Origin of the sequence: Thalassoroseus pseudoceratinae, assembly GCF_011634775.1 — a bacterium.
Lineage (GTDB): Bacteria > Planctomycetota > Planctomycetia > Planctomycetales > Planctomycetaceae > Thalassoroseus > Thalassoroseus pseudoceratinae.
The window spans coordinates 720,063-735,448 of sequence record NZ_JAALXT010000003.1; the positions used below are offsets into that span (position 1 = coordinate 720,063).

Below are 15,386 nucleotides of genomic sequence, written 5' to 3' on the forward strand. Positions count from 1 at the left end.
TGAAGTCGAAACAAAAGAACGCCTCGATTCTCTAGGGAATTCGAGGCGTTCTTCGTTTGCTGATATTGAGAGAGCTATTAGTCGGTTTGGTTGAGAATTTCCAGCAGTTCGACTTTGGCAGGGTGGTCGGAAACTTCGTCAAGGGCGACACGGGCGGCTCGTCGAGCTAATTCCGTTTCGCCGGACTTCTCAAACAAAAACGCTTGCCCCATGAGATATGTAGCTCGAATGCCCGGCGACTGTTGATTCGATCGAGCCCAGAGTTTTTCCAGTCGCTCGCGAATCTGGTCCAATTCCGACTCATGATTCGGCCAATGGGCGCTTAACGCCCAATACGCGATCTGCGTTGGCTCAACCTTTCGGAGTTCCGCGAGCACTTCTGCTAGTAGTCTGTCGATTGCGACGGAAGATTCGAGCGGATGCCCCTTGCGGGAACTCGCGAGAAGAGTTCGCATCAACTGTTGCAACAGGGCATGACGATGACTGCGATCGTTCGGCTGATCCTTCGCCACTTCATAAAACCGAACAGCCTGATCAACGTGTTCTAAATTCAACAACTGATCGCCGACTTTCAACGCGAGTAAAGCGACTTGGTCTCCATCAACCCGGCTACGATTGTCCGCTTGGTAGTCCTTCATTTCCTCTAATGCTTGAAGGAAGTACTGTTCCGCGGCGTCGATGTCCTTTTCACGCAGGGCTAACTTGGCGAGCAACAATTCGTCATCGACTGCATAGGTCAGACGGCTCGACCCAAGCGGTATTTGAAAGAAGAGTAGTGTGGCCAACAAAACGACTAGTGTCACCATCGTTGCTGTCATCCGATTTCTGGACGATTTCGTTCGCCAGAAATGATAGAGCCAAGCCACACCGGAGACGCTAAACAGACACCAAATCGGGACCAAACCCAAGCGAAACCGTCCGAAGTTGTAAGTCAAAATGACGGATAAAACGTGGGCTGCAACGATCAATAAAGGCAATCCATATCGCCGACAATCCCGAAGGCTGACGACCATACCGAGCAAGCCCAATGCACTGATCCATCCAAACGTTGGCAACCAACGAAGGACCGGAATCAGACGTGCCGCGACTCGATAGTTTCCACTATCATTGACTTCGAAATCATGCAAAAGCACATTCAGTTTTTGGATTGAAAGTGCCACCTCGCGGAACGGATGTTGGACCGCATACGATAGCCCTTGCCGGAACCAATACCGCGAGCTTTCTCCACGTGTCAGCTCTCGTCTCGTACGACGTTCCGCCTCGCGACGGAAGTCTTCGTGCTCTGTGAACGGGTTGGGTTTGACGAAATCCGGAGCATGATAAAACGGTTCCGCGTCGGGACCGTGGGCCATGTAAAAGACCTCTCCGCCACCCGCCGTGACGACAACAAATTCACCAGCAACGGACCAGTTGCGAACGGCCGATGGAATTAGGCAAACCGCAATTGACGCGCACAAAATCAACCCATGCCTTATGAACCGTTGGGATTCTCGTCGATGCAGCCAAACTTCCCACGCGATTGGGAGCGACAGCAAAATGTGATTCTCTCGCACGACACAAGCCAAACCAATCGCTAGGCCGGCCACAATCAGCCAAGGTGTTTTAAAATGTTCTCGAAATCTTAGACCTGCGTACAAGGTAAGAGTTGTCAGCAGCGGGCTAAGAAACGATTTCATCACAAGACCCTCATAGAAGACGAGAGGTCCGAAAACTGCAACAAGCAAGCCACCACCAATCGCGACAGGTCGTGAGAAAAGTCGGCACCCGCTGAGATAGATTAGAACGGCGGTTAAGACTCCGGCGACGTGCTGAATTGCTATTAGCCAGTCTAATTGCTCGCCGAACACCCGGAAAAACGAGCCAACGAGATACGGATATAACGGGGCCTGTTCAAAGACTTCCGAGCCAAGCCATTCACCGTCCGCTATTCGCTGGGCCCATTCGAGGTAGTAGCGATGATCTAAGTCAACAAAACCGGCTAACGCGGACTTTTGAAAACTCAGGAAATAGATCACACGCACTGCGACCGCCACTGCAATGACGAGCCACAATCCTTGATCCCCTGAGATTTTGCGTTGGCCGATCTTCATCCACTTGACTCCCAATTCTCGCGATTCTCTGTCAACGCGGATTCTAGTTGGAAACTTGTGCGGTGTCTCTCTAGAACGATGCATTTCCTCAAGAACATGGATCACAATTGAACCCGTAAACTCAGTCTACTGTTGAAATCGCCAGGTAAAATGGGGTAGAAATAGAAGCCTGCCTACCCCCACAACGACATTGCCAAAACCGCGGAGAGACTCCCGCCTTCGTGTCCGTCGATTTCCGATATTGCAGTCGATTCGAAAGCCGCTAACCCTCGTGGTCGCATGGACGACAATTCGGCCCGTCGAACCTTCAATATTGGACGGTACTATCCGACAAGTGAAAGTGCTAATGAAGATACTCACACGTTTTACACCGGTTGTATTTCTGATTGTGTTGACGAGCCCGTCCTGGAGTTTGTGCGTAGACGCCGCTGAACCGATCTTGCAGTGGCGGTTTGATGGAACATCGCAGCCCGGTGCTTGGGCAGGGAAGTTTGGCACCCCGTCCGACGGTCCGCGACCACCACGCTACCCGGAATTCCATGAAGACAACATCGCGACCCAGTTCGTTGGGCATGAAGGATGGATTGTCGTCAAAGATCACGAACGTGGCGGCTTTACGAACATCCGGTTTGGCAAGGGAGACACCTTCGCCTTTGAGACTTGGTTGAAAGTCAAATCGATCCGCAAAGGTCGCATCGTCTACTTGATGGGCAAAGGTCGGCATGGCAGTCTCAGTGAGAAACTGGGTGTTAACAATCAGAATTACGCGGTTCGATTGCAGGGAACAGACGCTGGAGCCCAAATTGGGTTGCTCTTTACAACCAAGGAACCCAAGTCTGGGGCGGTTGAATGGCATCGATGGTGGAGTGGACCGAAGGTTCCGCTCACCGGTTGGCATCACATCGCATTGAGTTTTACCTTCGGTCAAAGTGGCAGTTTACAGGCCTTTATTGATGGTCAACCAGTTGCTGGAACCTGGGACTTGGGCGGTGCCACGGACTTGCCACCGATTCAGGACGCCGCTGATCTCATCATTGGAACGGGGTATCAACGGGACGAGTCACAGTCGTTTCAAGGTTGGATGGACAACATTGCGATCTATCGCAAACCATTCCAGGCCGAAGAAATCTCAAAACGATATGTTTTCGTTCCGCCGCCACCGCCCGTCACACGGGAAATGATTCCGCCGGGGAAAGTCCTTGTGCAAATCAGCGAGGACGGCGTTCCCGCCTCTAACAATTGGCCGGAAGAGCCGCAGGTCACGGAATCCTACGAAGAACATGTCTTTGGTTTGTTCGAAGTTCCGCATAAGTATGTTTCGACCGGTGTGCGTGGTGACCGGGCGAATCCCTCTCACCTTCGGGCGTCGGCGATTGTGGAACTCCCAGCGGGCAAGCATCGACTTTTGCTGCGAGGTCGTGGACCGTGTCGTTTGACAATCGATGGTAAACAATTGCTAAAAACAGGGGCGCGTCCAGGCGACGGAGCCGGCCACGATTTGCTTTCGAAACAAGACAACTATCTTGATCTCGGCCCGACGTTCCGCTTCGCACCACCTGGCAACCGCGAGTCTTGGTGTGACTTCGAGACGGATGGCGGTGAGCATTTTGTGATTCTTGAAACCATCCTTGGCGGCGTGACCGGCGGCAGTCGGTTCCGGCCAGAACTCGGCGAGACCGTGGTGGCGGTTTCGTTGGAAGGAAGTGAGTCCTGGTCATTGATGTCTCCTGGTGACCGGCACGTCGACTACACAGATGCGGGATGGGCTGCCTACGAATCCGAACGGCGAGAGTGGCTCGCGAAAGTCAACGCAAAGGCCCGTTCAAAATGCCGAGATGCCAACAGCGAGTATTGGAACAAACGTCGTCAGGAGGCTGCGAAATGGTTGGCCGAAACCGAGGATGTCGAAATTCCGTCACTCCCCGAAGGCTATCCCGCACATAATGCCATCGACCATTTCATTGCCCAGCGAATTGACGTCGCGGCGAAGGCGTCGCGTCAGAGTCAAGCAAGCGGTGTTTCATACTTCCGAGAAATCCGTCCCTTGCTAGAGGCACGCTGCTACTCCTGCCATCAAGGTGAAAAAGCGCAAGGCGGCTTGCGGATCGACAATCATGTTTCAATGCTCGAAGGTGGTGATGCCTACGGACCATCGATTGTCCCTGGACATCCCGACCAGAGTGCGCTCATCGCTCGGATCGCAGCGTCGGATGAATCCGAAGTGATGCCGCCCAAAGGGGACCGGCTGTCCGCGAAAGAAGTCGACCTACTGAAACGTTGGATCGAAGGCGGGGCGGTTTGGCCACAGTTCGATGTAACCAACTTCGAACCGACACCCCTCGCCGACGACCTAAAATTCCTCCGACGAGTCACGCTCGACACTGTAGGCGTCACACCGACTGAGGCGGAAATCCAAGCGTTCATGAATGACGATCCGGCTAGTCGCCGCGAAAACGTGATTGAACGCTTGCTGAAGGATCCGCGGTGGGCGGATCACTGGATGGGTTATTGGCTTGATGTCTTGGCCGAAAATCCGAACATGATCAATCCTACTCTCAACAACACTGGCCCGTTCCGCTGGTGGTTGTACGAGTCCATGCTCGACAACAAGCCCGCGGATTTGTTCGTCACTGAGCTGATCCGGATGGAAGGCAGCGAGCGGTTCGGCGGTCCCGCCGGTTTTGCGACTGCGACACAAAACGACCTTCCCATGGCGGCGAAAGGGATCATCGTCAGTTCGGCATTTCTGGGGGTGCAAATGAAGTGTGCCCGCTGCCACGATGCCCCATCACATGTTTCTTTGCAGAAGGATTTGCTTGAGCTGGCTGCGTCGTTGAAACAGAAGACGGTCAAGCTCCCCAAGTCAAGTAGTGTCCCAGCGGGGCGGCTCGATCACGGTGGGCGAAAACCGCTGATTGAAGTCACCTTGGCACCGGGGGCGGAAGTGAAACCGGCATGGCCGTTCGAGCGATATTGTGACGAATCCATCGCCGATGTCCTCGCCGAAAAACCGGAGAGCCCTCGCGATCGCTTAGCAACCTTGATCACTGCGCCGCAGAACGAGCGATTTGCTCAGGTCATGGTCAATCGAATTTGGCAACGGTTGATGGGGCGAGGATTGGTTGAAAATGTCGACGATTGGGAACGCGGCGAACCATCGCATCCAGAACTATTGCGATGGCTCGGCCGGCAATTCGTGGCCTCTGGCTACGATGTCAAAGCGATCAGCCGACTGATTCTCAGTTCGCATGCCTATCAGCGGGCAACAGATGTCACACTCGCAGAGACGAGTCCACTTTACGTCGCTCCCGCACCACGACGACTCACCGCCGAGCAAATCGTGGATTCTGTATTCCACGCGACCGGCACACCGTTTGATTTGGAAGAAGTGAGCTTGGATATCGATAGCGTTCGCGCCGTCCGGAACGCCATCTCAATGGGCAAACCACGTCGATCTTGGATGTTGGCATCGACGTCGAATGAGCGTGACCGTCCAAGTTTGTCACTCCCCCGAATTACGGCTGTCACAAGCGTTCTGGAGGCATTTGGTTGGCGGGGAGCGCGACAGGATCCCCGGAGTCTTCGCGAAACCGAACCGGACGTGTTACAACCGGCGATCTTCGCCAACGGCGTTATGAGCATCTGGTTGACACGTTTGAGTGATCGTCACGGACTCACTCAGCTTGCATTGGAGGATCAACCCGTTGAAGAACTCGTGGACCGCGTGTTCCTTCGACTACTGACGCGTCAACCAACCACTGCCGAGAGAGAACGCTACATTCGTGTGCTTTCCGAAGGTTACGAGTCCCGTGTGATACCGGAATCCGAACGTGCCCTACCGAAACCGGAGAAACGTGAACCAGTTCGTTATGTCAGTTGGTCCAACCATGTTGATGGGCCGGCGAACGCGTTGGCATTGGAGAAGGAAGCTGACGCACGCCGCGGTGATCCCCCTACCAATGCGTTGAATGAAGATTGGCGACTGCGAATGGAAGACTTCGTATGGGCCGTTCTCAACGCGCCCGAATGGGTCTATACACCTTAACAATTCGAGCCTGCACTCATCTCATATCGATATATTGGAGTCACCATGGATCGACGAAGTTTTCTCAAGAAGTCCAGCGTCATTTCTGCGGCGGCGCTCGCCGGTCGTTCAGTACTAGCTGCACCGGAGGCCACGAAGTTCCCCAAAGGGAAGGCGGAACACGTCATCTTCCTATGGCTCGGCGGTGGCATGGCACAAATCGACACGTTCGATCCCAAGCGACGTGGCAACTCGAAAGCATCTCCCAAAATCGCAGGATCAGAATATGACACGATCGATACCGTCGTGCCAGGCGTGAAGTTCTGCGAACATCTCCATCGCACCGCAAAGCTAGCGGATCGGTTGACCGTTATGCGGACGATCAATCACCATTTGATTGATGAACACGCATTTGGCACGAACTTCGTCCATACGGGGCGTGCAATCAGCGGCAGTATTACGTACCCATCGCTGGGATCGATCATCGGGCACGTCGCTGGGCCGGTGAACCCGAATGTGCCAGCCTATATGCTGATTGGTTATCCGAATGTGAGTCGTGGGCCAGGTTTCCTTGGTGCGAAGAGCGGTTTCGTGTATCTCGTCGACACGGAAAGTGGCCCCGCCGGTTTCTCGCGACCTGAAGACGTGACACCGGATCGTGTCGCACGTCGCCGCCATCTGCTTGAGCCCCTGACGACACGCGTCCCCCAAGACTCGGTCATCGCACAGTACCGAGCTGCACAAGCCGAAGCAATGCGACTCGCCGGACCGGACTTCATGCAGCACTTCCGTTTGGACGACGAATCATCCGAATTGCGAAACTCCTACGGAGGTGAGTTCGGGCAGCGATGTTTGTTAGCGCGCCGACTGGTGCAAGCCGGCGTTCGATTTATCGAAGTCTCTCATAACTTGAATTTCATCAACGGCACTGGCTGGGATACGCATAACGAAGGGCAACAAAACCAACATTTGCTCATCAAAGAACTGGACATTGCGTTGTCCGCTCTCATCACCGATCTCGAACAGCAAGGCATTCTTGACAAAACTCTAATCGCATTGGGCACGGAATTCGGTCGTCCCGCAAGTTATGACGGCCGCGGCGGACGTGGACACCAAGGAACTTGTTTCAGTCTGCTGCTGGCAGGGGGAGGTCTCAATCATCAGGGGGCGTACGGAGTCACGGATGAATTGAGCAAAAAAATCGTTGAGAACCCCGTCTCTGTTCCCGACTATCACGCAACTATTCATGCGGCCCTCGGTATTGATCCGTCACAGGAACTCTATGCCGGCTCACGCCCTGTACCTATCACCGACGGTGGCCAACCCGTGAAAAAGTTGTTTTCGTAAAATCGGCCGCGGTTCGCCAGGCATATCCGCAGCTTGCCTCTCGCACTCCTTGCAGTTGAACCCTGAGCCTTGTTAAGGAGTTCAGGTTGTAACAATCCTGCAGGGCTTGTCGACAATGATTCCGGCGAATCGATTCGACGAGATGTTCCAGTTGAACGTGCTCCGTCGGTTGTGCCGATTGTTTCCCCGTCGGCCATCTTCCGATTCTACCGTTACAGGGGGGCAAATTATGTCCAGGCTGTCATCCGTCGCCGGACTTGCAATTCTAACTGTCGTGAACCTGCCGGTAACCGCGACGGCAGAAAACCTCCGGTCCGAGTGCTTTGTCGAACCCACCGCTGTTTTCTCCGAATGCGGGAGCAGTTGTTCGTTGGTCGAGGAGTGTCGTCAGCCAGAACTTGAATGCAAGTTCGATATCCCTGGTTGGGTTCCGGAAATGCATGGGACCACAACAGTTCGTGGGCGAACAGCTAACGTTAATGTCAGCACTCGCGAGATTTTCGAGAGCATCTCGGACTTCAACTTTATTTTTTCCGGGCAACTGGAAGTCAGCTATAAGAAGTGGGGGTTCCTCGCCAATGGCTACTACTACAACCTTGGCGTCGACCGAAGTGTTCTTCCCCGGATCGATTTGACCGCTGGGTTTGCACAGGCCATCGTCGACTTCGCCGCTATCTACAACGTATCCGAAGACATCGGTTTGACCGACTGGAATCAGTCCATGGAAGCCGATGTCTTGCTCGGCGGTCGTTACAATCTTCTTGATACCAATGAAATCACCATCACCGGGCCACGTGGGCGTAGTGTCACCGCTGCTGGTTCGCGGCAGTGGGTCGATCCAATCATCGGTGGCCGGTTTCGTGCCCCGGTGACCGATGACTTTTGGCTCACATTTCGCGGCGACGTTGGCGGCTTCGGGATTGGTTCTTGTTCTCAACTGACTTACAACATCGAAGCCCTCGGACGCTTTCAATGTTCAGAGCATTGCCAACTGAGCCTCGGATATCGCTTGCTCGATATCGACCAAGAACAGGGGAGCGGCAACAACAGGTTCGCGTATGACATGCAACTCCGCGGCCCCATCGTGCAACTTGGATTCCAATTCTGATCCGAGGGTTCCACGATCCCGTGTCGGTCACTCTACGTTCCCATGATGTCTCTATGAAATCTCCACGTGTCTAATCATCAATACCATCGACTTCACCATTGTTAGCCGCTACAAGTTCGGACCAATGGCGGTCAACCTGCCGATCGGAAAGATATAGCAGCGGCATCGACAGGAAGACGAAATGGGACATTCGAACGTTTAGAAATGAAACGCCAACGGCAACGAGACTAAGACAGGCTCCGTATAGGATTCGACGCATAAACGTTCGTTCGACGGTGGGATCGATCTTTGGCCAGACAACCATCCCGATATGGTTGGAATACCACCAAATCAGAGCGAGTGATAGGCTGCAAGCAATACTCACTGCACCGTATACAACCATGACCAGCGGCTCGTCCCGGTAGGTGCCTATTAACTGTGTTGTTAGCGGCAACAGTGTCAGTAGAAACAAAAACAGAAGGTTCAACCACGTCAACACACGCGTGCCATGTCGGAAGTAATGAAACATGACGTTCTGAAGAACCCAGTAACATCCGATCAGAACGAAACTGACAAGATACACGGTGAGTTGATATTCGACTTTAACGAGATAAGCGATTAGCCCACCGTTCGTAAAGTCGTGCGATTGGGGAACTTCAATGCTCAACACCAATAGTGTTAGAGCAATTGCAACGACACCGTCACTCATCGCATTGACACGATCGAGCATGAGTGGCGCAGATCGATTCTTTTGTGTACTGCTTGAGGACATATGTTGTCGTCGGCCAAAGTTTTTGGGGTTGTAGCATAGCTTGGTTGGATGGTTTTGTATCAACCATCCAACCAATTTGTCTATGGTACTAATCTTCAATACCGCAAGCAAAACGAGTGATCTTGAACTCGCGGCGCACGCCAGAAACCATACGATATCCTAGTGATGGAAGCCTGATGCCTCCTCAGCTGTAACTGGTGACTGACTTGGATGCTTCTGTAAATATGCAATCGCATTGTTCATGTCGTCAAGTAGGAGTGAGCCAAGATCACGACTGACTCCATGTCTAACGAGGATCCGTTGAATCGGCAACTCCTGACAATTCGGAGGGAGTGAGTAGGCCGGAACTTGCCAACCGCGACATCTGAGTCGGTCTGCAAGTTCGTATAGACTAAAGCCCGGGTCTGCCCCCTCTTTCAATCTCCAGCAGAGTGCGGGGATGCCGGAGTGCATCTCACCGCCATAGATGATCTCGAACGGACCGAGCTTTTCGATCCCCTTGGCTAGGAACTGGGCCGTCTCGTAGCATGCTGTATGGATCCTTCGATAGCCTTCTCGACCAAGTCGAAGAAAATTATAGTATTGACAGACGATTTGACCGCCTGGCCGAGAGAAGTTGAGTGCGATGTCACGCATATTGCCGCCAAGATAGTTCACCCAGAACACTAAGTCGTCTGGCAGGTCTTGTTCTTCTCGCCAAACCACCCATCCCACACCAAGCGGTGAAAGTCCAAACTTGTGACCTGATGCATTGATGGATTTCACGCGAGGGATTTGAAAATCCCATTCCACTTCGGGAGCACAAAACGGTGCGAGAAAACCTCCACTCGCCCCGTCGACGTGCATGCGAATATCTAAACCTTGATTTTTCTCCAGTTGATCCAATGCATCCGCCACGGCTTTGACTGGTTCATACTGACAGGTGAAAGTGACCCCAAGCGTCGGCACCACCCCAATGGTGTTCTCATCGCAACGATTGATGACCTCTTCAGGAGTCATGATCAACCGGCCGTTCTCCATGGGAATTTCCCGGTGCTCGATATCCCAGTATCGAGTGAACTTGTGCCAGCAAATTTGAACGGGGCCGGTAATCAAATTGGGTTTGTCGATGGGCTTTCCAGCGGCTTTGCGTTTGGCTTCCCAATTCCGCTTCATCGCCATCCCGGCAAGCATGGCCGCTTCGCTCGATCCCGTTGTCGAGCATCCCACCGTGTTTGCAGCACGCGGAGAATTCCACAGATCCGCTAGCATATGGACGCAACGCGCTTCAAGTTCTGCAGTTTGTGGATATTCGTCTTTATCCACCATGTTCTTATCAATGCACTCTGCCATCAGTTGATGGACTTCCGGTTCGGCCCACGTTTGGCAAAATGTCGCAAGGTTCTGCCGGGAGTTGCCGTCTAACATTAACTCGTCATGCACGAGCGCATAGGTATGTCGGGGGTCCTGTTCGACCCCAGGAAAACGATACTTCGGCAACGCCATAGAAAGGTCGGCAGACGAATAGATCTCATCATCCAACTGTTCGCGAATTGAGTCTTTATTGTGCAAAGCCATTGAACACTCCTAGTGGGGCGATATTGCGTGTCGTCTAGACTTGAAATTTTCGATACCGATCGACACAGAATTGTCAGCGTGGGATAATACCAGAATGGGATGCTGAACTAAACTGTTGTCAGCGATAGTCGTCTGTTGGTCCTCGTCGTCGAACTCAATTGTCGATGTGTTTACCAACACTCGTCCGTCAGTAGTCAAATAACACTTGAGAAGTACAGACATCAATCGAGAATCCCTCATTTGCAGAACCCGTGTTCCTTCTGTGAACTTCTGATGAAATTGCGAGTTTGCAAATTTCAAAGCTAATCTGACGGCACGAAAACAAAGTGTATCAGAGTCAATCATAAAAAAGTTATGAAACTCAGTGTCATCTTGATTGAAGATGCCACTTGAATCGGCCATTCTACAACCTGTCTCGGTTTGCATGGTTTATATTCCAATAGAGAGACGGCTTCGATGAGATTGTGCCTTGCCATTGTTCATGTCGGTTGCCTTGTTACGGTATTCCTTCCCTGGAGTCAGTCGGCAGCGGCCAGTGAATGGAAATTGGTCAAGGAATTCTCCGCCAAAGAGGCTATTCAGGCGGCGGTTGCAGACAGGCAGTATCTATATGCGATCAGCAGCCAGCAAGTTGCCAAATATGACCGAATGACGGGCGAATGCATTGCAGTCAGCGCGGGGAAGGCCCAACACCTGAATAGTGGGTTTCTGTGGAAAGGACAGCTCTTATGTGCGCATTCGAACTACCCTCAAACGCCTCCGCAGAACGAGATCAAATTTCTTGACCCTTCCACGATGAAGTTGACGACGTATCGCAAGATCGAAGGGTACGAAGGCAGTCTCGTATGGGTGGTACGACGCGGGAACTCATGGTGGTGCAACTTCGCGCAATACGGGGAGGATAACGACCAGACGACTCTTGTTCAGTTTAGTCATGAATGGCAGGAGTTAGGGCGTTGGACATTTCCGAAATCGGTGATTAGCCAACTTGGCAAGTATAGTCTTTCGGGGGGACTATGGTATGGAGACGAGTTGCTGTGCACCGGGCATGACAAGCAAGAACTTTACCGCTTGCGATTGCCGAAGTCTGGCAACGAGTTGGATTACGTTGGTCGTGATAAGATCCCCTTTACAGGACAGGGGTTTGCAGTTGACCCGGCAACCAAGGGGCTGATCGGAATTAGCCGTGCTGAACGCAAATTGATCTTAGTTAGAAGCACGAAGGATGCGTCAAATATCACTGAGATGCCAATCCGTGGCATATGCGCGCATCGTGGGGCTAGCGCAACGCATCCCGAAAACACGTTGGCCGCTTTCCGACGTGCGATTCACTTGGGGGCTCAGATGATCGAGTTTGACGTCGCATTGACTCGCGATGGTGAACTCGTATTGATGCACGACTCGACCATCGATCGTACCACTAACGGGAGCGGACGAGTCACTGAGTGGACACTCGCTGAACTCAAGAAACTCGATGCCGGGTCTTGGAAAGACACGCGATTCAAGGGCGAGCGTGTCCCCACGCTCAGAGAGGCCCTAGACGTGATGCCGGATAACATTTGGTTGAATGTTCATCTCAAAGGAAATGTGAAGCTGGCTGAAGAAACCACGAAAACGCTCGCAGCAAGCGGACGTCTCCACCAAGCCTTCCTAGCATGCGGCAAGGCTGCTGCTGATGCTGCCAAGAAAATTGATAAGAGAGTTCTGATTTGCAATATGGATCGCCAAGCGAATTCGATGACCTACGCCAATGAGACGATAACGATGGGGGCGGACTTCATTCAGTTACTCGGTGGACCGGCATCTCCGGAAGTCACCGCGAAATTGAAGGAGCAGAATGTTCGGGTGAACTATTGCTGTGCAAACGAAGCCGAACGTGTTGCGGCGTTGTTCAACGCAGGCGTTCAGTTTCCGCTTGTCGATCGTCTCGACGAGATGTTGAACGTTGCAGACGAGCACGGTATCGAACGACTGCGACCTCAATATCGTTCCCGTCTTAACAGAGCAGGATTAGGAACGCCGCATTCAACACTTGTCGAACAAAAACCGCTAAAGCAAGGGGCGGCTAGTCAGGGAATTGCGATCGGAGAGTCGGAATTCTTTACAAGCACGTACCAATCCATTCTGCGATACGATCAAGATTGGAAACTCCTTGAGGAAAAACCGATTCGAATTGAAGGCGTCAATCACATTGGTGCTATTGATTTCCACGATGGCTTCATTTGGGCAGGGCTTTTACATGGGCCGGAAGGTGGGAAGCATGATCCGAAACTCAATCGTTCTGTTATCGCAAAGATCGATGCGAGTAACTTAGCGGTCGTTCAAACTTGGGATATCACGAGTGATGTCAGTTGGATCGATCCAGTCTGCTATGATGGTGAGTTTCTATGGGTTGGTGATCTGAGTGACCTTGGGATCCACCGGTATCGATTTGAGGGAGAGCGGATTTTGCGGGACGGTGTTCTACGGTACCCCAAGGAGATGCATTTTTCGCAGGGCATTCGGATCGTTGGAGATCGGCTGTATTCGATTCATACCTTTGGCAGCATGGACGGATTGTTCGAGTTTCAGCTTCCAAAAACCTTGCCAGAAGAAATCCAGCAGCCAAACCGAGTTTGGCACATCGCCGAGTCGCATATGCATGCCGAGGGATTCGATTTCATCCCAGGAGAACCAGGACAGATTTGGCACGCACAAGGGAAACAAGTCGACCGCTACCAACTTGATGGGCTGGACTCACCCGAATGAGTACGATCGCCAATTCGTTTCCTGGGTTATCAAAGAGGAATATGAGCCCGTATCGGCATGAGAACTGATCGCTAATCAACCTGCTCTGACACACTCGTTCCGATGGCCTCGGACGAAGCTGGTGGGAAAGTAGTATTATTCGGTCGCGGGAATTTGAATTCGGTGATCATGAAAGTGCATGCCACGAACCCACTCCACTGCTGGCATATGACAGGAAATGCATTGATTATTTCGACCTGCTGAACAAGTTGAGTCGTCATCCTCCATATGACAATCTCGACAGATTGAATTGTAGCGACTCCGATTTCGGCTCGCCGCATCATGCGGATCGTGACATGTTGAGCAGCTCAAGTTCCCGTTGCTCTCACGGAAACAGGCACTTTGCTTCAAACCATATGGCTGAAAGCGGGCGAGTTCGTGAGCGGCGGAATCGGGGTTAATCATGGTCTCGTCACGATGGCATTGGCTGCATAGCTTGAGTTCAGCCGCCGGTGAGTCGAGCTTGACCATTGGCGAGACTGCCTCCAGCCCGCCGTTCCTTGCCGAGAGAACGTGCTTCTTTCTAGGGCCGTGACATCGTTCGCACGAGATATTGGGGACAAGTTCTGCATTGTTGACAAGACCGTTCGGGGGCGGTCCCCAGGTCATATGACACCCAAGGCAATTTTTCAGACTCTCCGCATCCAGAGGGCGGCCGAAGTCAGTTAGAGGGTGACGAGAGTCGAATGCAAAGTCTTCATGGTCGGGAGACAGTTGCAAGTTGTCCGAACCGGCAAATTTGGTCCAATGATGTTCCACACCTCGACGGCCATTCTCAAGTACGCTAACTGGTGTCTGAGCATGCGTCCCGGAGCCTAGCAACCAGTCAATCGTAACTGTCCCGATTCCGATAGAGCTTTCAGCTTCAACCCAGTACTGACGACCGTCACTTTGGAAAGTCAAAGTCTGATTGAGTATTTCATCAGTGAACTGAGTGCCTTGGATTTGGGACGCGAGTCCTGACTCAGCGAACCGTATCGCGGTATGCGAGTGTCCCGACCGGCGATGTGCGTCCGCTTGTTCCTGATGGCATTCCACGCATGCAGCATCACCAGCGAAGTTTTCGTGATAGAGTTGTGCCCACTGCGATTGGACGTCGCTCGATGCCAGAACGGAGTCCTTTTGCGATTCCGTTCTGGTTTGATTGTCAACGCCAGCATTCTTAGGGGCAGGGGACCGAGTCGAAAATAGCTTGACACAAAGCGCAGTTGCCGCCAGGGCAATCACTCCGAACCATAAGATTCGGCTCGGCGTGAAAGTCACTGCAAAGGAGCGCTCTTGAGCTTCCATTCATTTTCAACCTTTTGCAGTGTCCATTGAACTTCCGCCGGAGCCGCCGAACTTGCCGAGTTCCCCTTCACACTATCGCCTGCTTGAGAATCTCCGTAACCACGTGTGACTGAAACTGTAGCCGTGCCGGTATCGCCTGACACATCGGGCTCGCCAACCACCTCGAAGATTGCGGTCGCGTAGTCCTTGCGGTTTTCCGGGGCTGATCCAGCGACAAACAACGTCTGAAATGTCTCCGGTCCACCGCCTGCAGCATCACCGAGAGCAAGAATGGCAGCGGTGACCTGCTCGGTCTCATCGAGACTGCCTCGAACGTTGTCACCACAACCCGAGAGTCCAACGACTAGCGCAGACGCTGCCATTGAACACGAAAGTAAACTTCTGAATTGGTACATATCAACTTCGATAAAATTCTTATGTAGTAGGACAAGA

The 15,386-nt window shown here is 52.6% G+C and carries 9 protein-coding genes; 4 read left to right on the forward strand and 5 right to left on the reverse strand.

Annotation, left to right across the window (positions count from 1 at the left end; translation table 11 throughout):
* Nucleotides 1-77: 77 nt before the first annotated feature.
* Entirely contained in the window at nt 78-2,090 is a 2,013-nt protein-coding gene (locus G6R38_RS12880) for an ArnT family glycosyltransferase (RefSeq protein WP_166825692.1), read from the reverse strand.
* Between the two features lie 346 nt (nt 2,091-2,436).
* Between G6R38_RS12880 and G6R38_RS12885 the strand changes: the two genes are divergently transcribed.
* From G6R38_RS12885 to G6R38_RS12895, 3 genes are all read left to right on the forward strand, one after another.
* Nucleotides 2,437-6,135, forward strand: coding sequence for a DUF1553 domain-containing protein (locus tag G6R38_RS12885; protein WP_166825695.1), 3,699 nt, complete (start codon nt 2,437-2,439; stop codon nt 6,133-6,135).
* Between the two features lie 45 nt (nt 6,136-6,180).
* Nucleotides 6,181-7,461, forward strand: coding sequence for a DUF1501 domain-containing protein (locus G6R38_RS12890; RefSeq protein ID WP_166825698.1), 1,281 nt, complete (start codon nt 6,181-6,183; stop codon nt 7,459-7,461).
* A gap of 229 nt (nt 7,462-7,690) precedes the next feature.
* Nucleotides 7,691-8,569: a hypothetical protein gene (locus G6R38_RS12895; RefSeq protein WP_166825701.1), complete on the forward strand. Its 879-nt coding sequence runs from the start codon at nt 7,691-7,693 to the stop codon at nt 8,567-8,569.
* Nucleotides 8,570-8,639: 70 nt separating this feature from the next.
* Here G6R38_RS12895 and G6R38_RS12900 read toward each other — a convergent pair whose 3' ends face one another.
* Together G6R38_RS12900 and G6R38_RS12905 are read right to left on the reverse strand one after the other, a co-directional pair.
* Nucleotides 8,640-9,278 carry a TMEM175 family protein gene (locus G6R38_RS12900; protein WP_166825704.1) on the reverse strand — a complete coding sequence of 213 codons (639 nt, stop codon included), beginning with the start codon at nt 9,276-9,278 and terminating at the stop codon, nt 8,640-8,642.
* A gap of 201 nt (nt 9,279-9,479) precedes the next feature.
* Entirely contained in the window at nt 9,480-10,877 is a 1,398-nt protein-coding gene (locus tag G6R38_RS12905; protein WP_166825709.1) for a glutamate decarboxylase, read from the reverse strand.
* A 456-nt stretch (nt 10,878-11,333) separates the two neighbouring features.
* On the opposite strand from G6R38_RS12905, the gene G6R38_RS12910 reads away from it, so the two are divergent.
* Entirely contained in the window at nt 11,334-13,625 is a 2,292-nt protein-coding gene (locus G6R38_RS12910; protein WP_166825712.1) for a glycerophosphodiester phosphodiesterase, read from the forward strand.
* Nucleotides 13,626-13,760: 135 nt separating this feature from the next.
* On the opposite strand, the gene G6R38_RS28435 is transcribed toward G6R38_RS12910, so the two are convergent.
* Both G6R38_RS28435 and G6R38_RS12920 read right to left on the reverse strand, forming a co-directional pair.
* Nucleotides 13,761-14,954, reverse strand: coding sequence for a multiheme c-type cytochrome (locus tag G6R38_RS28435; protein WP_390881390.1), 1,194 nt, complete (start codon nt 14,952-14,954; stop codon nt 13,761-13,763).
* Nucleotides 14,924-15,316 (reverse strand): hypothetical protein, encoded by a 393-nt coding sequence (locus G6R38_RS12920; protein ID WP_166825718.1) that lies wholly within the window; start codon nt 15,314-15,316, stop codon nt 14,924-14,926. Before G6R38_RS12920 ends, G6R38_RS28435 begins: the two co-directional genes overlap by 31 nt.
* Nucleotides 15,317-15,386: the final 70 nt, after the last annotated feature.